Source organism: Pedobacter sp. SG908, from assembly GCF_011759615.1.
GTDB lineage: Bacteria > Bacteroidota > Bacteroidia > Sphingobacteriales > Sphingobacteriaceae > Pedobacter > Pedobacter riviphilus.
Genome location: NZ_JAAOYY010000001.1, coordinates 2,929,184 through 2,947,457, shown reverse-complemented (window position 1 = coordinate 2,947,457; position 18,274 = coordinate 2,929,184). Strand labels below are relative to the sequence as shown.

19 protein-coding genes are annotated in these 18,274 nt (G+C 37.0%); 8 read left to right on the top strand and 11 right to left on the bottom strand.

Going from position 1 to position 18,274, the window contains the following annotated elements; translation table 11 throughout:
- The first annotated feature begins 84 nt into the window (after nucleotides 1-84).
- The 3 genes from FHT21_RS12045 (at nucleotide 85) to FHT21_RS12035 (ending at nucleotide 3,699) form a co-directional block, all read left to right on the top strand.
- Nucleotides 85-471 (top strand): DUF423 domain-containing protein, encoded by a 387-nt coding sequence (locus FHT21_RS12045; protein ID WP_167294897.1) that lies wholly within the window; start codon nucleotides 85-87, stop codon nucleotides 469-471.
- Entirely contained in the window at nucleotides 471-2,951 is a 2,481-nt protein-coding gene (gene priA / locus FHT21_RS12040; RefSeq protein WP_167294896.1) for a primosomal protein N', read from the top strand. Before FHT21_RS12045 ends, priA begins: the two co-directional genes overlap by 1 nt.
- A gap of 91 nt (nucleotides 2,952-3,042) precedes the next feature.
- On the top strand, nucleotides 3,043-3,699 hold the full coding sequence (locus FHT21_RS12035; RefSeq protein ID WP_167294895.1) for a protein-L-isoaspartate(D-aspartate) O-methyltransferase: 657 nt from the start codon (nucleotides 3,043-3,045) through the stop codon (nucleotides 3,697-3,699).
- A gap of 77 nt (nucleotides 3,700-3,776) precedes the next feature.
- On the opposite strand, the gene smpB is transcribed toward FHT21_RS12035, so the two are convergent.
- Nucleotides 3,777-4,226 carry an SsrA-binding protein SmpB gene (gene smpB / locus FHT21_RS12030; RefSeq protein WP_190328978.1) on the bottom strand — a complete coding sequence of 150 codons (450 nt, stop codon included), beginning with the start codon at nucleotides 4,224-4,226 and terminating at the stop codon, nucleotides 3,777-3,779.
- Between the two features lie 675 nt (nucleotides 4,227-4,901).
- Here smpB and FHT21_RS12025 point away from each other — a divergent pair.
- Nucleotides 4,902-5,381 (top strand): redoxin domain-containing protein, encoded by a 480-nt coding sequence (locus FHT21_RS12025; RefSeq protein WP_167294894.1) that lies wholly within the window; start codon nucleotides 4,902-4,904, stop codon nucleotides 5,379-5,381.
- An 84-nt stretch (nucleotides 5,382-5,465) separates the two neighbouring features.
- Here FHT21_RS12025 and FHT21_RS12020 read toward each other — a convergent pair whose 3' ends face one another.
- Nucleotides 5,466-7,331, bottom strand: a complete 1,866-nt coding sequence (locus FHT21_RS12020; protein ID WP_167294893.1) for an Nramp family divalent metal transporter — start codon at nucleotides 7,329-7,331, stop codon at nucleotides 5,466-5,468.
- Nucleotides 7,318-7,980: a metal-dependent transcriptional regulator gene (locus tag FHT21_RS12015; protein WP_167294892.1), complete on the bottom strand. Its 663-nt coding sequence runs from the start codon at nucleotides 7,978-7,980 to the stop codon at nucleotides 7,318-7,320. The genes FHT21_RS12020 and FHT21_RS12015 overlap by 14 nt, the downstream gene beginning before the upstream one ends.
- Before the next feature lie 127 nt (nucleotides 7,981-8,107).
- Here FHT21_RS12015 and FHT21_RS12010 point away from each other — a divergent pair, with 127 nt between their 5' ends.
- Nucleotides 8,108-8,578 (top strand): Lrp/AsnC family transcriptional regulator, encoded by a 471-nt coding sequence (locus tag FHT21_RS12010; RefSeq protein WP_025142637.1) that lies wholly within the window; start codon nucleotides 8,108-8,110, stop codon nucleotides 8,576-8,578.
- 119 nt (nucleotides 8,579-8,697) lie between these two features.
- Here FHT21_RS12010 and FHT21_RS12005 read toward each other — a convergent pair whose 3' ends face one another.
- The 4 genes from FHT21_RS12005 to FHT21_RS11990 all read right to left on the bottom strand — a co-directional run bounded on the left by FHT21_RS12005 (nucleotide 8,698) and on the right by FHT21_RS11990 (nucleotide 11,193).
- Nucleotides 8,698-9,111, bottom strand: a complete 414-nt coding sequence (locus FHT21_RS12005; protein WP_167294891.1) for a GxxExxY protein — start codon at nucleotides 9,109-9,111, stop codon at nucleotides 8,698-8,700.
- A gap of 65 nt (nucleotides 9,112-9,176) precedes the next feature.
- Nucleotides 9,177-9,824 (bottom strand): alpha/beta hydrolase, encoded by a 648-nt coding sequence (locus tag FHT21_RS12000; RefSeq protein ID WP_167294890.1) that lies wholly within the window; start codon nucleotides 9,822-9,824, stop codon nucleotides 9,177-9,179.
- The gene (gene ung / locus FHT21_RS11995; RefSeq protein ID WP_167294889.1) at nucleotides 9,824-10,504 is read right to left on the bottom strand and encodes a uracil-DNA glycosylase; all 681 of its coding nucleotides are present in this window, start codon (nucleotides 10,502-10,504) and stop codon (nucleotides 9,824-9,826) included. Before ung ends, FHT21_RS12000 begins: the two co-directional genes overlap by 1 nt.
- Before the next feature lie 170 nt (nucleotides 10,505-10,674).
- On the bottom strand, nucleotides 10,675-11,193 hold the full coding sequence (locus FHT21_RS11990) for a thioredoxin family protein (RefSeq protein ID WP_167294888.1): 519 nt from the start codon (nucleotides 11,191-11,193) through the stop codon (nucleotides 10,675-10,677).
- Between the two features lie 115 nt (nucleotides 11,194-11,308).
- On the opposite strand from FHT21_RS11990, the gene FHT21_RS11985 reads away from it, so the two are divergent.
- Both FHT21_RS11985 and FHT21_RS11980 read left to right on the top strand, forming a co-directional pair.
- The gene (locus tag FHT21_RS11985) at nucleotides 11,309-11,848 is read left to right on the top strand and encodes a hypothetical protein (RefSeq protein WP_090496042.1); all 540 of its coding nucleotides are present in this window, start codon (nucleotides 11,309-11,311) and stop codon (nucleotides 11,846-11,848) included.
- 127 nt (nucleotides 11,849-11,975) lie between these two features.
- Entirely contained in the window at nucleotides 11,976-13,994 is a 2,019-nt protein-coding gene (locus tag FHT21_RS11980; protein WP_167294887.1) for a M3 family metallopeptidase, read from the top strand.
- A gap of 100 nt (nucleotides 13,995-14,094) precedes the next feature.
- On the opposite strand, the gene FHT21_RS11975 is transcribed toward FHT21_RS11980, so the two are convergent.
- Nucleotides 14,095-14,592: a YdeI/OmpD-associated family protein gene (locus FHT21_RS11975; protein WP_167294886.1), complete on the bottom strand. Its 498-nt coding sequence runs from the start codon at nucleotides 14,590-14,592 to the stop codon at nucleotides 14,095-14,097.
- Between the two features lie 173 nt (nucleotides 14,593-14,765).
- On the opposite strand from FHT21_RS11975, the gene FHT21_RS11970 reads away from it, so the two are divergent.
- On the top strand, nucleotides 14,766-15,320 hold the full coding sequence (locus FHT21_RS11970; RefSeq protein ID WP_167294885.1) for a pyridoxamine 5'-phosphate oxidase family protein: 555 nt from the start codon (nucleotides 14,766-14,768) through the stop codon (nucleotides 15,318-15,320).
- Between the two features lie 79 nt (nucleotides 15,321-15,399).
- Here the strand turns inward: FHT21_RS11970 and FHT21_RS11965 are convergent, their stop codons facing one another.
- From FHT21_RS11965 to FHT21_RS11955, 3 genes are all read right to left on the bottom strand, one after another.
- Nucleotides 15,400-15,612, bottom strand: coding sequence for a hypothetical protein (locus FHT21_RS11965; protein ID WP_029275714.1), 213 nt, complete (start codon nucleotides 15,610-15,612; stop codon nucleotides 15,400-15,402).
- Nucleotides 15,613-15,749: 137 nt separating this feature from the next.
- Nucleotides 15,750-17,459, bottom strand: coding sequence for a lysine--tRNA ligase (gene lysS / locus FHT21_RS11960; protein ID WP_167294884.1), 1,710 nt, complete (start codon nucleotides 17,457-17,459; stop codon nucleotides 15,750-15,752).
- 279 nt (nucleotides 17,460-17,738) lie between these two features.
- Nucleotides 17,739-18,065, bottom strand: coding sequence for an MGMT family protein (locus tag FHT21_RS11955; protein ID WP_167294883.1), 327 nt, complete (start codon nucleotides 18,063-18,065; stop codon nucleotides 17,739-17,741).
- Nucleotides 18,066-18,274: the final 209 nt, after the last annotated feature.

Sequence of the window (18,274 nt, the reverse complement as noted above, 5' to 3'; positions counted from 1 at the left end):
TGCAACAAATTTAATTTATTACATTGATTAGTGAGAAGTTCTTTGTCAATTTATTAATTTAGCGATTGCTACTAGCAAATCATTATGAATAAACGAATAATTCTTACTGCTTCTTTTTTTGGTGCTGTTGCTGTTTTGCTGGGTGCATTTGGCGCTCATGGTTTAAAGGCCTTAATTGACGGGCCATCATTGGAAATCTGGCAAAAAGGTGTTGATTATCAGTTCTATCATACCTTTGCATTATTATACCTTTCTACTTTTGCCCGCTACCGGAACAAGCTGATCAATATTGCCTATTTCTGTTTTACATTTGGTATTATTCTTTTTTCAGGTTCGCTATATTTATTGGCTACACGAAACATATCACACTTAGGATTTACTGAATTTATTGGCCCAGTAACGCCAATTGGTGGGCTTTTATTTGTATTGGGATGGATAATGCTCTTTTTTGCGGCATTTAAAGATAAATAATGAATACTTTCGAAAGTGATATTTTTGCAGAAAGAGAAACACTTTTTGTTGAAGTTATTTTGCCATTATCTTTGGCGAAAAACTATACTTATCGGGTACCTTTTGATTTAAACGACCAGATTGCTGTCGGGAAACGTGTGGTGGTGCAATTTGGAAAGCATAAAATTTATACCGCTTTAATTAGTGGAATTAGCACCGTACCACCAACAGTTTATGAGGCAAAATACATTATTGATGTAGTTGATAATGAGCCTGTAATTACACCCATGCAACTTAAATTCTGGACATGGATGACTAATTATTACATGTGCAATGAAGGTGATGTAATGGCGGCGGCTTTGCCTGCAAGTTTAAAACTGGCCAGCGAAACGATCTTAATTCTTCGCGATGATTATAATGAAGATACCGAACTTACCGATAAGGAAGAAATCATTATCAATGCACTGAAACAGCAGCAGAAACTTACTGTTAATGATGTTTCTAAGCTCCTTGGGCAGAAAACCGTGTATCCGATCATCAATCATTTGCTGGATAAAGAACTGGTGCTGGTGGCAGAAGAGGTGGTGCAGAAATATAAACCTTTGCTTAAGTCGTTCATTATTTTAAATGATTTTTATAGCGATGAGGAAAATCTGAAACAGCTTTTTAATGTTTTAGATCGGGCACCTAAACAATTAGACGCTTTACTGGCTTACCTAAAATTGCAAAAATCAAATCTGCCAATTTCCAAAGAACAGCTTTTAGAAGAAAGTAATTGTGGACCAGCAGCGCTCAAAGCCTTAACCGACAAAGATATTTTTGTGGTGATGAAAAGGCCGGTTAGCCGTTTAGCTGCCCACGATGAGGAGTTCAGTGTGAATTTCGAGCTGAATGAAGGTCAGCAGAAAGCATTAAACCAGATTAACCAGCATTTTGAAGAGAAAGAGGTGGTTTTGTTGCATGGTGTTACCGCATCTGGAAAAACACAGGTTTATATCAAGCTGATTGAAAAAATTATTCAAAATACAGATGGCCAGGTATTGTTCCTGTTGCCAGAAATTGCATTAACAACCCAGATTGTAGAACGTATAAAACGCTATTTCGGTAATGCAATAGGGGTATATCACTCCAAATTTAATAATAGCGAACGGGTAGAAATCTGGAATAAAGTGCGTACAGGTACTTATAAAGTAATTCTTGGTGCCCGCTCAGCAGTTTTTCTTCCTTTCGAACACTTAAAACTGATTGTGGTTGATGAAGAACACGAGTCTTCTTACAAACAATATGATCCGGCACCACGTTATCAGGCGAGGGATGCTGCCATTTATCTTGGTTATCTGCACCAAGCTAAGGTTGTTTTGGGGTCAGCTACACCATCTTTAGAGAGTTATTATAATGCTTTACAAGGTAAATACGGTCTTGTAGAGATGAAAGAGCGTTTTGGCGGGGTTCAGCTTCCTAATCAGCAGGTGGTAAGTATTTCGGAAGAAACGAAGAAAAAAACAATGAGTTCGTATTTTTCGAGCGTGTTGATCAAAGATATCGATCTGGCACTTTCTAAAAAGGAGCAGATTGTGTTATTTCAAAACAGGAGGGGCTATGCCACTATTCTAATCTGTGCAACCTGTGGTTATACCCCAAAATGTGTAAACTGCGATGTAAGTTTAACCTATCATAAAAGCAGTGGTAAATTACATTGCCACTACTGCGGTTATCAGCAGAGCAGTGTAAATATCTGCCCGGCCTGTGGTTCGGTGCATGTAGAGCAAAAAGGATTTGGTACAGAGCGTATTGAAGAAGAACTCAGGTTACTTTATCCAGAAGTGACCATTGCCCGGTTGGATATGGACAGTACAAGGACAAAAAATGGACTTCAACAGATATTAAACGACTTTCAAGAAAAGAAAACCGATATTTTAATCGGCACACAAATGGTGGCTAAAGGATTGGATTTCGATAACCTGAATCTTATTGGGGTGATTAATGCCGATACACTTTTAGGTTACCCCGATTTTCGTGCTTACGAGAGGAGCTTCCAGCTGCTGGCGCAGGTTGCGGGTAGGGCAGGCAGAAGGGCCGATCAGGGTAATGTTTGTATCCAGACTTACGATGCTGAAAACCGTATTATCAAGCAGGTGGTGAACAACGATTATGAGGGCATGTACAACGACGAAATTGTAGAACGGGAGAAATTCTTGTATCCTCCCTTTTCCAGGATGATATTTCTATATGTAAAACATAAAGATTCTCATGTACTAGATCACGCGGCATTTACACTCGCAAATATCCTTAAAGCAAAATTTGGTAAACGCGTTTTAGGTCCCGAACAACCTTTGGTAAGTCGCGTACGGAATCTTTATATCAAACAGATCATTATCAAAGCCGATAAGCATACTGCCATTCAAAAAGTTAAAGATGCATTGAGAGAAACCCTGACCCAATTTAATGCAGCCAAGGAATTTAAAGGCGTTTTTACGCAAATAGATGTAGATCCGTATTAATTACTAATTTAAGTTTTGATTTAGTGTTACTTACGGTAATGTGGATTTCTTTATCTTGTATCACCGTTAAAAAAAGCTAATTTTGAGGCTCATGGCGTATAAATTTGTTGATAATTACCGAGAACGTGGAGCGAGAAAAAAACTGGTTGAGTTGTTAAAATCTCGCGGAATTGAAGATGATAATGTGTTAACGGCCATAGGTAAAGTTCCACGTCATTTCTTTTTTGATGAAACTTTTTGGAACCAAGCCTACAAAGATATTGCTTTTCCAATAGGTGATGGGCAAACGATATCCCAACCTTACACCGTTGCTTACCAAAGTGAACTGCTGCACATTAAAAAAGGAGACAAGGTACTTGAGATTGGAACGGGCTCAGGCTATCAAACCTGTATTTTAATGGAATTGGGCGCAAATGTTTTTACCATAGAAAGACAAGAAAACATTTACAACAGGACGATTCAGGTTTTGCCAGGGATGGGCTACCGGCCTACCTTTTATTGTGGCGATGGCTCGAAAGGAATTGCTGCCCATGCACCATACGACAAAATAATCGTTACTGCTGGCGCTCCTTTGGTTCCAGAGATATTATTAAAACAATTAAAAATAGGTGGCATTCTGGTTATCCCGGTAGGAGATGAGAAAACCCAGAAAATGGTTACCGTTATCCGCGTAAGCGAAACAGACTACGAAAAAATTGTCTTAGACACATTTAGGTTTGTGCCCTTAGTGGGCGACCAGGCGTGGTAGTTACTAGTCTTTAGTCTAAAGTCTTCAGTCCCTAGTCATTCGGACTCAGGACATAAGACTCATGACTGTCGACTAAACTACCGCTTCATCGCTCTATCCAGCTCACGTTTGGTATCTCTATCCTTAATGCTGTCGCGTTTGTCGAATTCTTTTTTACCCTGGGCCAGTGCAATTTCTATTTTAGCGAAACCCCTTTCGTTGATGAAAATGCGTAATGGAACTATGGTGTAACCTTTTTCTTCGCCTTTAAGTTTTAATTTTCTAATTTCTTTTTTCTGCAGTAATAGGGCCCGGTCGCGTTTAATATCGTGGTGATAAAAAGAACTGTGGCTATATTCAGAAATATGAAGGTTACGTACGAAAAGATTGCCGCCAATAAACATGCAAAATGCATCGGTCATGTTGGCTTTACCTTGTCTGATTGCTTTTATTTCAGTTCCTAAAAGTGCAATACCTGCTACGTATTTATCTAAAAGATTGTAGTCGAAATATGCTCTTTTATTCTTTATGTTGATGTCGTTTTTCAAAATTGTAATAAAATATGTTATTGTAATATATACAATTGTATATAAAGTATAGTGTAAGATCACAAATGCAGTTAAAACACCGTCAAGTTATGCTGAACTCGTTTCGGCATCTTGGTAACTCTAAAGATCCTGAAATAAAATCAGGATGACGGCCGTTTATGCGATTTTGTAGTCAAACGGTTGCAAATATCTTAAAAATTGATGTGATAATTTTTTTTAATTTTTAATTGTACGGATAAAGAAGCCAAGTTTGAATGGTTAAATCGCTATAAAAATTGATTTCTTTTATGTTTGGAAATGTACGGAAGGAGCATTTGGCAGCCTCAGTCCCGCTTTTTGCTGCAACAAAAGCAGAAAAAGCTTTTGGTTTCCGCTTCATTCGGGTTTATTTAACACGGGCTGTTGCAAGGAAACTGACCTTTCATTCGCTTACAAAACCCTTGTTCCCTAAACCCTAAACAGGAGCGGGCATCCCGATTTTTCATCGTGATAAAGCGGATGGCGGGACAACAGTACCCATGAAAAACTGGCTTTCATTTCCAAAATATTTCAATGATATTTTAAGCTGCAGGTAACTAATGTTGATCAATAAAAATGTTCATCTGTTTGTAAAAGCTAAGGATATATTATTATGTTCGTATTTATTCGTTTAAGTTTGGGCTTTAAATCTTAAAAATGAAACTCAGGAACCTACTTTTAATCTTATTGTTAGCCGTTACTTTTCAGGTAGAAGCACAGCAACCTACTTTATTGCCACAATTCACCTTTTACAAACTGGATGGAAAACCATTTTCAAATAATGATATTAAACTGGGAAAAAAGAACCTATTTATCTTATTTGATTGTACCTGTGAGCATTGCCAGCGGGAAAGTAAAATCCTGAATACCAATTACGCCAAGTTTAAAGATGTTAATATCTACATGATTACTATGGATGAAGCTTATATCATTCCACAGTTTTTCAATTCGTATGCCAAAGGATTAAATACCAAGCCTAATGTAATGGTATTACAGGATAAAAAACGCCTGTTTATTCCAACCTTTTTGCCAAAGCAATACCCATCCATGTACTTATATTCTTCAACCGGTAAATTGCTGATGTATCAGTCTGGTGATGGTGGCATTAAAAAACTTATAACTGTAGTAAATAAATAATCCAATATTCGCCAGGTCAACACTGATTCCTTTAGCTGTGTGGATATAACTTATTAGCTAAGCGTAATGTTTAAGCTAAATAACCTATCTGATAATCAATACCGGAATATTTACCTTATGGCGTACCGAATCAACTGTGGTGCCAAAAATAAGGTCTTTTAATCCTTTATGGCCATGGGCGCCCATTACCAATAGCTCCATCTCATTTTTGTTGCTGATATCGGCTATAGCCTTACCAGTACTTCCAAAACCGATAAAAGGTGTAGAATCGTAACCAAGATCTTCGAGATTGGCCCGGTATTTCTCCAGATTAGCGGCGTCGCTCTGCGTTTCATGGTCCATTACGTCATTACCAAGATAACGGGCAGCAGCAGTTTCTACAACATGGATCAGGTAATAGTGTGCACCTTTACCCCCTTGAATTAAAGCATGCCGGATAGTATTTCTGTCGTTTTTAGAGAAATCTACAGCAATTCCAATCCTTTTATAACTGATTTTGTCTATTTTTCCAATATCCAAAGCATTCCCATGGGGTACAAGCTGTTTTGAAGCATTCCTTTTCTTTTCTATTAACGGATGGAAGAAAACATAAAGCAGGAGCAAAACGATGAGGATTAATGCTGGTATTACAATCACATAAATCCACCAGTTGTTGGCTTCTTTTGCCCAGCCGCTTATTTCTTCAATTACCAGTTTCACATTTAATGCGATAATAGCTAAAGCGCTTGCCCAAGCCAATACCTTAACCCAGGGTTTAATTGCAAAATCTTTCATCAGTTTTTTATCTGATGTAAAATGAATTAATGGAATAATGGCAAAACCCAATTGCAAGCTTAATACCACCTGACTCAATACCAACAAGCCGCCAAGTGCATTTTCGCCATAATGTAATATAGTGAAAAATGCCGGAATAATAGCCAAAAGACGTGTAATCATGCGTCGTAACCAAGGTTGTATTCTTAGGTTAATATGGCCTTCCATAATAATCTGTCCTGCTAAAGTTCCGGTAACGGTAGAGCTTTGCCCGGCGGCGATTAATGCTATGGCAAATAGGGTTGGGGCAATATTGCCAAAAATGTTCGAAAGTAGTTTATGTGCATCCTGAATTTCGGCCACCTCGTGCAATCCATTTTTATAAAAAGCAGCAGCTGCAAGGATCAATATGGCAGCATTAACAAAAAAAGCAAGGTTTAATGCAACTGTGGTATCAATGAGGTTAAATTTTAAGGCCTCCTTAATTCCTTTATTGCTACGCTCAATCTTCCTGGTTTGTACTAAAGATGAATGCAGATAAAGGTTATGTGGCATCACCGTGGCACCAATAATCCCGATGGCAATATAAAGTGCATCGCCATTTAGTATAGAAGGCTCAAAACCTTTGGCTACTTCTTTAAGTGAGGGCTCTACAATAAACATTTCAACCAGAAAGGAAATCCCGACAATAAAAACCATCGAAACGATAAAGCCTTCCATGGCCCTCATACCTTTATTAAGTAAAAAGAGTAATAAAATGGTATCGAAAATAGTAATTGAAATGCCCCAGATTAGCGGTAATCCAAAAAGTAACTGTAAACCAATGGCCATCCCGATAATTTCGGCAAGATCGCATGCAATAATAGCCGTTTGTGCTAAAGCGAATAATGGAATATTGGCCCAACGCGGGTAAGCTTGTTTTGAGGCCTGTGCTAAATCCAGCCCCCTTACTATGCCCAAGCGGGCGCTTAACGATTGTAACAGCAACGCAATGAGGTTCGACATTAGTAAAACCCAAATTAATTGGTAACCGAATTTACTACCGCCCGCTAAATCGGTAGCCCAGTTACCCGGATCCATGTAGCCAACACTAATTAAATATGCAGGGCCAATGAAGGCTAAAATTCTTCTCCAGCCCTTTCTTTTATCTGTATTTACACTTTGATGTACTTCACTTAGCGATTCAGTTTTTGCCATTACTGCTGATTAAAATATGTTTTGCAACTTCTCTACTAATATTAACTTGTTTATCGGCTAACAGGATTTCTACTGAACCATCGAAATCGGTCACATCGCTGATCTGGATTTTTTTACCTAAGGTTAAGCCTAGTTTTTCTAAATGTTTTAAAAATGCCGAGCTATGCTGGGTAACACCTGTAATGGTGCCCTGATCGCCTATTTTTAGTTCGATTAATTTGATAAACTGGGTTTTGGCAAATCTTCCGTTTTTATCGGGAATGGGGTCACCATGAGGGTCGGCTTTAGGAAAGCCTAAAAACTCATCAAGCCTTTCAATCAGCTCAATTGATTTAATATGCTCTAGCTCTTCTGCCACATCATGTACCTCGTCCCATTTAAAGTTTAATTTATCAACCAAAAAAACTTCCCATAAGCGATGTTTACGCACAATATCTATCGCTGTATTTTTGCCTATTTCGGTTAAAGTAACGCCCTGGTATTTAATATAATCAACCAAACCTTTATCGGCTAATTTCTTGATCATGTCAGTAACCGATGCTGGTTTGGTTTGCATTTGCTCTGCAATAGCATTGGTTTGAACGTTTATTGTTTTTTCTGCCAGATGATAAATAGTCTTTAGATAGTTCTCTTCCGTGTAACTTTGCATTTATATTTATCTAATTTTATTTTTAGGTAAATCTAAAAATTTTTATTTAAAATATATATGATAAATTATGTTAAAATTTAGAATATAATTTGGTTATGTTTGTATTCTCAAATACCTTTAACACCATATGGCATCTGAATTAGATAAAATTGACTTTAAAATTTTAAGAATTCTTCAAGAGAACGGAAGAATTACCAACTTGCTTTTATCCCAAGAAATTGGGCTATCACCTGCACCAACTTTAGAACGTGTGCGCAAGCTTGAAATGGCAGGATATATTAAAAGTTATCATGCATTGGTAGATGAAGAAAAACTAGGTTTAGGTATAAAAACCTTTATTCAGATTCAACTTGATTTTCATAAAAATAATACCATCCAGATCTTTTTGGATGAAGTAAATCAAATCAAAGAAATCACAGAGTGTCACCACGTTACTGGTCAGGCCGATTTTCTGTTAAAGGTTTATGTGAAAGACATTAAAGCATACGAACGTTTAATTATGGATAAAATCAGTAAGATTTCTGTGGTTAAAACTTTCCAGACGATGATGATCATGTCGACCACGAAAAAAGAACCGATTGTGCCTTTAGAGTATTAACACTAAGTAATTATGGCAACCTAAAATGCTAAGGTGTCCTAAGGTGACTAAGGTGGTCCATAATTTTTACCACCTAAGCCACCTGAGATCATCTAAGTTGGAAGTTCATGCTTTTATGTTTAAGGGTTTATATCATACATAAATTCATTAACAAAACTCTTTTTTCCGTTATGCACTATATTGGCTGAATTGAAATTGATCAACAATCCTTTTGGTATTTTTAATAATTTCATATAGGTTAAAATCTGTGCTTCATGAATGGGTAATATACGCTCAACTGCTTTTAGTTCTAATACCAGGCAGTTTTCAATCACCAAATCTACCTTGAGCTCTGTATTTAGTAGCACATCTTTATAAGAAAGTACAATAGGATGTTCAGCGGTAAAATTTATGTTTTGTAGCTGTAGTTCTCTCATTAAGCACTTCTTGTAAACACTTTCGAGAAGGCCAGGGCCGAGAATTCTATTTATTTCTATACAAGCACCTGTAACCTTGTATTCTAATTGGTCGAGAAAAACTTTATTGATCACCATAAAATCCATTAATTAGTTAATAATGTTTTTGGGATGATTTTTAAGTAATTCGTTAGTTGGTAGAATTACAAGAGCAATTTATTAATAATTCCCGAAATTTCCTGAGCATTTTGATAAACCATAAAATGGGTGCCATTTTGGATCACAAAATCTGGTTGAGCAATTTTTGAATATAAAATTTTATCGTTGGTACCATGGATATGGTAGGTGTTTTTCGGCTTGGTTTTATTTCTCCAGCTTAAAATACTCCCGATTGCCCATTTTAGAAAATGAGGATCTGTATCTTTTATAATCCTACTTAGTAATGCTTTTTCGCCGCTCGAGCGTGTGCCGAAATAATAATTCTGTGTAAGTTTGTTTGATGCTTTTAAAAGCCTGGCAGGAATAAATTTTAGCAAGCCAAGTGTCCCTGCAAAGCGGTATAATGCTGGCAGATGAGTACTTAACATGGTGCTCGAAATGATAATCGTTGTTGCAGGTTTTAATATTTTAGCAATTTCTACTGCGATCATTCCTCCGAAAGAAACGCCTACCAAGGCAAAAGGTTGGGTTAAGTCTATTGCACTACTTAATCGTTGAGCGTATGATGCTAATGATTCATTTTTGTTCGGAGTAATCCAATCTATATGAATGATATTGATGTTTTCATTAAGCTTTAGCTTCGAAAAAATTCTTTTATCGGCACCTAAACCGCTAATAAAATAAGCATTCATTATGCTGGTAAGTTCCAGTCAATAGGCGCTAAGTTATTTTGTATTAAAAGCTGATTTGCTTTGGAAAAATGTTTCGATCCGAAGAAGCCATTATAGGCTGAAAATGGCGAAGGGTGGGCAGCGGTAAGCACATAATGTTTTTTTTGATCTATTAACGCAGCCTTTTGCTGAGCGTATTTACCCCATAACAAGAAAACAATGTGTTCGCGTTTCTGAGATAAAGCCTTAATAATTTCATCTGTAAAAATTTCCCAGCCACGATTTTGATGCGAGCCTGCTTCTGAAGCACGAACGGTTAGCGTGGCATTTAACAACAAAACGCCTTGTTCTGCCCAGTGCGTTAAGTGGCCATGATTTGGTGTTTTAAAACCTTCAATATCAGTTTCCAGCTCTTTGTATATATTTTTTAACGATGGCGGAATGGCTACACCTCGTTGTACTGAAAAGGACAGACCATGCGCCTGGCCAACACCATGATAGGGGTCTTGACCTAAAATCACAACCTTTACCTGGTCAAATGGCGTGGTGTTTAATGCATTGAAAATATCACTGCCTTTTGGGTAAACCGTGGCTCCATTGTTTTTTTCCTCCTGTAAAAAAGACTTAAGGCTTTTCATGTAGTCTTTTTCAAATTCTTCTTCTAAAACGGCTAACCAACCTGGTTCTAATGCTGCAGACATAATATTGATGTAAGATGTATAATGTAAAATGGATTTCGAGTATGTCTAGTAAATGAATTTTTAGTCAATGGTTTGATAGATCATGCTTAATGGTTTGTATGGTTTTGCATAAACCAACAGGCTATCAACTGTGAACCATTAAACTAAAACCAAAAAACCGCTCAAAAAGTTTAAGATTTCTTCTTGTATATTGCTAGTAAATCTCCTTCAAGGCTTGTTTTAGGCCCTTCGATAATTCTTCCGAGTTCTTTCCCTTTTTTATCGTAAACAATAAAGGTAGGTACTCTTAAAATTTCCAAGCCGTCCAGTATGCCGTTTTCAGCCTTTTTGTTGCCGTCAACCGCAATAATTTCTACGTTTTTCCCTTTAAAGTGTAAGGCATCTAAAATTTTAAAGAAGTTCGGTACGTTTGCTTTACTGTCGCCACACCAGGTGCCTAAAACAATTTTTATTTTTTCGTTTTTAACCAGTGTTTTCAGTTCGATCATGGTTGCTGCATCCGGAACATATGCCGCGTAAAGTGGATCGTACATTTCTTTAAATTCAGGGAAAGTGGTAATACCCTCGCGTGTACAGGCATTAATTAATATATCTTTATTGTGAACTTGATCATGTATTTTTTTATTCACTTCTTGTGCAGAAACGTTCATTGCAAGTACGATTAGGGTTATAGATAAGAGGATTTTCATATTTACGAGATGTTTTTTTTGAGCTTTTAAATTTTTAATGAAATTATTGTTTTAAAATCTAATTTCTGCCATTTAAACACGATATTTGCAAAAAAAAATAATTAGGATAAAATTTATGCCAAATATCATCAGATTAATTGCGGGGTTTGCTTTACTGGGTGGCGCAGTAGCTTTATTTATTTTCGGTTTCTGGCCGTGGGGTATTATTGCCATTTTATTGGGGATAATTGTACTGGTAACTTATTTCTTTAATGAGAACATGCTTTTAGCACAATGGTTTCTTAGAAAAGATAACATGCCTAAAGCCAAAATGTTTTTAGACCGGATTACCAATTATGAAACGCAGTTGATTAAAGTTCAACATGGTTATTATAACTTATTGATCGGGTTAATTGAAAGCAGAACAGCACCGATGCAGAGTGAGAAGTATTTTAAAAAATCGCTTGCATTGGGCATGCAGATGGACCATAATATTGCTTTGGCCAAGCTAAGTTTAGCAGGTATTGCAATGGCTAAGCGAAACAAACGCGAAGCTACCATGTATCTTGCTGAAGCGAAAAAAGCAGATAAAAATAAATTATTGGCCGATCAGATTAAACAAATGAAAGATCAGATGGGCATGATGGACAAACAGCAGCAAGTTCGTTATAGATAACATTAATCGTATCATATATAGAGCCATTTCAGAATTGAGATGGCTTTTTTGTTTCAGCTCAGTTTGTTTATTGTGAATTGCAGCTTATAAATTACTATTTTTATGGATAACTAACTTTTAAATATTCATGAAAAAAGTATCTTATTTACCCATGCTGGCTTTTTTAGCTATTCTAGGTGCTTGCAATAACAAAAAAAATGTTGAAGAAAGCGAAAGCTTTTCATCGGTAAATCCTTTTTTTAAAGCAAGCGAACTTGCCTTTCAGGCTCCTGCCTTCGACAAAATTAAAAACAGCGATTTTAAACCCGCATTGGAAGAAGGGATGAAACAGCAAATGGATGAAATCCAGAAAATTGCTGACCAGACTGAGGCACCAAGTTTTGAAAATACCATTTTGGCCATTGAAAAAAGCGGACAATTATTGAGCCGTACAGCTATGGTCTTTAATCTGCTTACTGGAGCCAATACAAACCCCGAATTGCAAAAGGTTAAAGAAGAGGAAGCACCTAAATTAACGGCAAATTCAGATGCCATTTATCTAAATACCAAACTTTTTAATCGGGTGCAAATCCTTTATAAACAAAAGGATCAGCTGAAACTGGATGCCGAATCGTTACGTTTACTGGAGTATTATTACCAAAAATTTGAATTGGCAGGAGCAAAGCTATCTGATGCTGACAAAGACAAACTTAAAGAGCTGAATAAAGAAGAAGCTACCTTGAGTGCAAAATTTACCGCGCAGTTACAGGCAGCAGGTAAAGGTTTAAAAAATACTACTCAGCAACCCGAATTGCAGTCAATGACCGATCGTGCTAAAAGAGAAGAACTTTTTAACAAATCATGGAACAGGGCAGAAAAGGGTGATGCAAATGATACCCGTAAAATAATTTCAAGAATTGCACAGATTCGTTCTGCTCAGGCGGCATTGCTGGGCTTTAAAAATTACGCAGCCTGGAAATTACAAAATCAGATGGCTAAAACGCCCGAAGCAGTAGAAGATTTTTTTAGCAAAGTTATTCCAGCTGCTACCGCTAAAGCAAAAAGTGAAGCGGCAGATATACAGGCGGTAATCGATCAGCAAAAAGGTGGCTTTAAACTGGAACCTTGGGATTGGGACTTTTATGCCGAACAAGTTCGTAAGGCAAAATTCGATCTGGATGAAAACGAGGTTAAACCCTATTTCGAGTTAAATAAAGTACTCATTAACGGTGTTTTTTATGCTGCAACACAACTTTACGGCATTACTTTTAAGGAGCGTAAAGATTTACCAGTTTACCAGGAAGATGTTCGTGTTTTTGATGTGATAGACAAAGATGGAAAACAGCTAGGCTTGTTTTATTGTGATTATTATAAACGTGATAATAAAGATGGTGGTGCCTGGATGGATAACCTTGTTCCCCAATCTAAGCTATTCGGCACGATACCGGTAATTTATAATGTCTGCAATTTTGCGAAACCCGAAGCGGGAAAACCGGCGTTAATTAGTTTTGATGATGTTACAACTATGTTCCATGAGTTTGGGCATGGTTTACATGGTTTATTTGCCAATCAGCAATATCCCAGTCTTTCGGGTACAAGTGTAGCCCGCGATTATGTTGAATTTCCTTCGCAGTTTAATGAACATTGGGCTTCTGATCCAAAAATATTAAAGAATTATGCGCTTCATTATCAAACAGGAGCACAAATGCCACAAGCTTTATTGGATAAGATTAAAAAGGCGAGTTCGTTTAATCAGGGCTATATTTTTACAGAAGCTTTGGCAGCCGCGGATCTGGATATGCAGTGGCATACGATTTCACCGGGTTCACCTTTACAGGATGTAGACAAATTTGAAGCCGAGGCTTTAAAGAAAACCAATTTAAATTTATCGTACGTGCCACCACGTTACCGCTCCAGCTATTTTCTACATATCTGGAGCAATGGCTATGCTGCAGGTTACTATGCCTACAGTTGGACATCTATGCTTGAAAATGATGCCTTTTCATGGTTTCAGGAAAATGGAGGGTTAACAAGGGCAAATGGCCAGCGTTTTAGAGATATGATTCTGTCAAAAGGAAATACCGAAGATCTGGGTAAAATGTTTTTTAATTTCAGGGGGCATAATCCTGATATTAAACCGATGCTTAAAAAACGCGGATTGTTGTAAAACAACATTATAGAACAAAGGACCGTTAATAATTGTCCTTTGTTCTATAATTAATAACGAGGTATAGGATAGTGACGTTGTAGTTATGGTACTATTTTCTTTAAATTCCATCTCTGCCGATGAACCGTTCTTTACCCAAAAGAAACTGAATAGCCTTTTTTACATTGCGGTTTACCGATTCTTCCGTTTTAAGGTTGGCAATATAACGTATAATTTCCTTCTGTAAATGGGGGGCAAGGCCATCAAATATATCCTTAGCTTGTTTATTTTCTATTAAAGCCTTTTCCAACTTAGGATTTATCCTTATTGTTCGTTCTTCAGTATCAAATTCAATTTCGAAGCTTGCGGTATCTCCAACATCTTTGCCTGCCGCTTTTCGCATAGGCGTATTCAGGTACAAACGCCAATCACCCGCATATTTTACCAAAGTTTGCTTGAACTCATGTCCATCAATTTTCATTGTAATTGGAAGCTGACCTTTGTCTTTCCCTGCCTGGTGAAAAACATAGTTTAATGCTTCTTCTGTTACAAATACAAAGGGATTAATCCCAATAATCTTAATTTCAGCAGTAAATGATACAGGTTTCTTGTTATCCATTAATTAAAGATATCGTCTTTGATTAAAACTCCATAATTTTGGCCAATAAATCAAACACCATAATTTCTCTCTTTGCGCTTCGTCCAACGCTTTTCGATTTGCGCCAGCCGCGCGCTACAAAAACTCAAAACCAAATTCCATTTTTCATTGTAGTTTATATAAAACTTAATACTATGGCAACATCACAAGAAGGGAGTACAAACAATACTCAGGAAGAAAATAACATTAAAGATTTAGGTGGTAAAGCAGCTATCGAAAAACTGAGAACACTGGCAGAAAAGTCTGAAAGCTGTTTTTTCTGTACCAATATTAAAACTGGTGTACCTTTATCGGTAAGGCCAATGGCCATTCAGCAGGTTGATGACGAGGGAAATATTTGGTTTATGAGCATGAAAGACAGTCATAAAAATGACGAGATTTCTACTGATCCTTTTACGCATCTGTTGTTTCAGGCCGGGGCGCACGCAGGTTTTGTAAATATTTATGGAATTTCGGAAATCAGTAGAGATCAGGCTAAGATTGACGAGCTCTGGAGTCCCTTTATCAAAACCTGGTTTCAGGGTGGAAAAGACGACCCAAACATTACCTTAATCAAGGTAATTCCATCAGAAGGATATTATTGGGATACGAAACATGGTACAGCTGTAGCCTTTTTAAAAATGGCAGCATCTGTAATTACAGGGAAAACCATGGACGACTCGGTGGAGGGAAATTTGGAGGTTGATTAAAAAGGGCAACTACTGGAATCGGTTAACTGGTTAATTGTTGCAATTAACCGTCAACTGAGAATTCCCAACTGCAAACTGATTATTTATCTCCTAAATAATCAAAACCCTCAAATTCTTCTCTTTGAGCTCTTTTGCTTAAGATATCTTCTTCTTCGGCTTGTACCCTTGAGAAGAACAAAGCTTCGGCCTGGATTCTTTTTATTAACTGACGTACGAGCGTTAAATCAAAAGCATCTTTGCTCAATTTAATGCAGTATTCTCTTTCGTTGATTTCTAAACTTGACGTATTCATATCGCAATGATTTTATTTATCGATTGCCGTAAATATAGAAAAGGCTTGCTAAACAATTGCTAGCAAGCCTTTTAAGTTTATGTTATGTTTGTGTTAAAATCAAATTCCTAATCCTCTTTTTCAGGACTCGGATTTAACTATTTATGCGATAGGAATAAGCCATCATCCGTTTTAGCAACTTTTAAGATTCCTTTTGCTGTTAAAGCTTTTAAGGTTGTATCCCATTTCTTGTTGCTCCAATCGGTCAGTTTCCCTTTTACTTCAGTTAACAGGTGTTGCTCACCTTCCGAAACCAGTGCATATAATTCTGTTTCTTCCGGAGTCATTTCTATTTTCTTTTTCTCAGGGCGCATCTGCGGGAAGAATAAAACTTCCTGAATAGTACTTTGGTTGGTCATTAACATTACTAAACGATCAATACCAATGCCTAAACCCGAAGTAGGTGGCATACCATATTCTAGTGCACGTACGAAATCATCATCCATGGCCATAGCTTCATCATCTCCACGTGCAGCTAACTTTAACTGATCTTCTAAGCGCTCTTTTTGGTCAATAGGATCGTTTAATTCTGAATAAGCATTTGCAATCTCTTTACCATTAACAAATAGCTCAAAACGCTCTACCAAACCTTCAGCGGTACGGTGCTTTTTAGCAAGCGGTGTCATTTCGATAGGGTAGTCGGTAATGTAGGTTGGCTGAATTAAATTCGCTTCAACTTTAGCACCGAAAATTTCATCAATTAATTTACCACGACCCATGGTATCATCGATTTCTATACCTAAATCCTTACAAGTTTGCGCAATTTCTTCCTCGGTCATTGCTGAAACATCAATTCCGGTATATTTTTGGATCGATTCGTACATAGTTAGTTTTTCGTACGGTCCTTCAAAGTTAATTTCGTTGGCACTAACTTTAACTACAGCTGAACCAGTTGTTGCAATAGCTACTTTTTCTAAACATTCTTCAACCATGGCCATCATCCAGATATAATCTTTATAGGCAACGTAAATTTCCATTGAAGTAAATTCAGGGTTATGCGTACGGTCCATCCCTTCATTACGGAACATTTTACCAAACTCATATACGCCATCAAAACCTGCAACGATTAATCTTTTTAAATATAACTCATTTGCAATACGTAAATAAAGCGGCATATCTAAAGTATTGTGATGCGTGGCAAATGGACGTGCAGCAGCACCACCGTGAATAGGCTGCAGGATAGGGGTTTCAACTTCCATCCAGCCCTGGTTATCAAAGTAATTACGCATGGTGTTAATCACCTTGCTGCGTTTGATGAAAATCTGTTTAAAATCAGGGTTTACTGTTAAATCTACATAACGCATACGGTAACGCAGCTCTGGATTAGTAAATCCATCGTATACGTTTCCTTCATCATCACGTTTAACAATTGGTAGTGGACGTAGCGACTTAGAAAGTACCTTAAATTCTGTAACATGCACAGAAATTTCTCCTGTTTGTGTCGTAAATACGTATCCTTTAACCCCAATGAAATCGCCGATATCTAAAAGTTTTTTAAATACCGTGTTGTATAAGGTTTTATCATCACCAGGGCAAAGTTCATCACGCTTTAGGTAGATCTGAATTCTGCCGGTAGAATCCTGTAACTCTGTAAAAGAAGCAGCGCCCATAATATTACGGCTCATAATTCTACCTGCTAATACTACGGTTTTGTATGCTGTCTTATCTACTTCATAATTAGCTAATATATCTGCGGCATATGCATTTACTTCATACGCTTCTGCAGGATAAGGCTCAATGCCTAATGCGCGTAATTGTTTTAGCGACTCACGTCGTAATACTTCTTGTTCTGATAATCCTATACTCATTTCAGGTATTTTTTGCAAAAGTAATGCTCTTGCATTTTTTGTTATTGTTAAATTTTGGTGCTTTAATGAAAAAGAAATAATTAGCTGATTAAATTTTGAATTAATATTGGAAAAAATTCAATTTTCAGTACCAATTAGCTATCCACTTAAAACAGATGGTTGCAAAGATAAGAAAGCTATTGTAATTACTAAATGCTTTGTTTGATATAAAAATGCATTTTAGCATGTTAAAGCCAATGAGATAAAAAATGGATGATCAGAAGCTTACCCTATGATACTTTATTCCATATCAATCAACGGATCCCAGAATACCTTTTTAAGGTTTTGAACTTTCAGGTTTTTAATTTCAACGCCTTCGCGTTCGAGGAGTTCCTGTCTTTTAGCTGTAGATGATGGATCGCCGCTGAGCAAGCCGTTACTGCTGATTACCCTATAATAGGGCACAGGAGATTGTGCTGCTCCACAAGCGCCAATGGCTCTGGCAACCATTCTCGATAGATTAGGCGTGCCTATGGCTTTTGCAATTGCTCCGTACGATGTTACCCTTCCCTTGGGTATTTCCCTGGTTAAATCCCAAACCTGTTCAAAAAATAAATCGTGTTTCATTGTTTTGGAAAATGATATATAAAGCTATTAAATATATCTATTTCATAATTCGTCTTTGGGAATTTATTTTATTAAGTGCTTTTATATAGTTTCATTGGTCTAATAGGTGGTTAACCTTTCTGAAGTTTTTAAGTATTTCATCGAGTAAATTTTTCAGCGATATGAATTTAGTGTTTCACAGATGTTATATTTGTTTGGATGTGAATAGC

Bases quoted from the DNA above. Each gene is read 5' to 3' on its own strand.
- FHT21_RS12015 (WP_167294892.1), bottom strand. From the start codon at position 7,980: ATGCAAAGTTACACGGAAGAGAACTATCTAAAGACTATTTATCATCTG.
- priA (WP_167294896.1), top strand. From the start codon at position 471: ATGAATACTTTCGAAAGTGATATTTTTGCAGAAAGAGAAACACTTTTT.
- FHT21_RS11985 (WP_090496042.1), top strand. From the start codon at position 11,309: ATGCCAAATATCATCAGATTAATTGCGGGGTTTGCTTTACTGGGTGGC.
- FHT21_RS12005 (WP_167294891.1), bottom strand. From the start codon at position 9,111: ATGGTGATCAATAAAGTTTTTCTCGACCAATTAGAATACAAGGTTACA.
- FHT21_RS11970 (WP_167294885.1), top strand. From the start codon at position 14,766: ATGGCAACATCACAAGAAGGGAGTACAAACAATACTCAGGAAGAAAAT.
- FHT21_RS12020 (WP_167294893.1), bottom strand. From the start codon at position 7,331: ATGGCAAAAACTGAATCGCTAAGTGAAGTACATCAAAGTGTAAATACA.
- FHT21_RS11980 (WP_167294887.1), top strand. From the start codon at position 11,976: ATGAAAAAAGTATCTTATTTACCCATGCTGGCTTTTTTAGCTATTCTA.
- FHT21_RS12025 (WP_167294894.1), top strand. From the start codon at position 4,902: ATGAAACTCAGGAACCTACTTTTAATCTTATTGTTAGCCGTTACTTTT.
- FHT21_RS12035 (WP_167294895.1), top strand. From the start codon at position 3,043: ATGGCGTATAAATTTGTTGATAATTACCGAGAACGTGGAGCGAGAAAA.
- FHT21_RS12000 (WP_167294890.1), bottom strand. From the start codon at position 9,824: ATGAATGCTTATTTTATTAGCGGTTTAGGTGCCGATAAAAGAATTTTT.
- lysS (WP_167294884.1), bottom strand. From the start codon at position 17,459: ATGAGTATAGGATTATCAGAACAAGAAGTATTACGACGTGAGTCGCTA.
- FHT21_RS11955 (WP_167294883.1), bottom strand. From the start codon at position 18,065: ATGAAACACGATTTATTTTTTGAACAGGTTTGGGATTTAACCAGGGAA.
- FHT21_RS11965 (WP_029275714.1), bottom strand. From the start codon at position 15,612: ATGAATACGTCAAGTTTAGAAATCAACGAAAGAGAATACTGCATTAAA.
- ung (WP_167294889.1), bottom strand. From the start codon at position 10,504: ATGTCTGCAGCATTAGAACCAGGTTGGTTAGCCGTTTTAGAAGAAGAA.
- FHT21_RS11990 (WP_167294888.1), bottom strand. From the start codon at position 11,193: ATGAAAATCCTCTTATCTATAACCCTAATCGTACTTGCAATGAACGTT.
- FHT21_RS12010 (WP_025142637.1), top strand. From the start codon at position 8,108: ATGGCATCTGAATTAGATAAAATTGACTTTAAAATTTTAAGAATTCTT.
- FHT21_RS11975 (WP_167294886.1), bottom strand. From the start codon at position 14,592: ATGGATAACAAGAAACCTGTATCATTTACTGCTGAAATTAAGATTATT.
- FHT21_RS12045 (WP_167294897.1), top strand. From the start codon at position 85: ATGAATAAACGAATAATTCTTACTGCTTCTTTTTTTGGTGCTGTTGCT.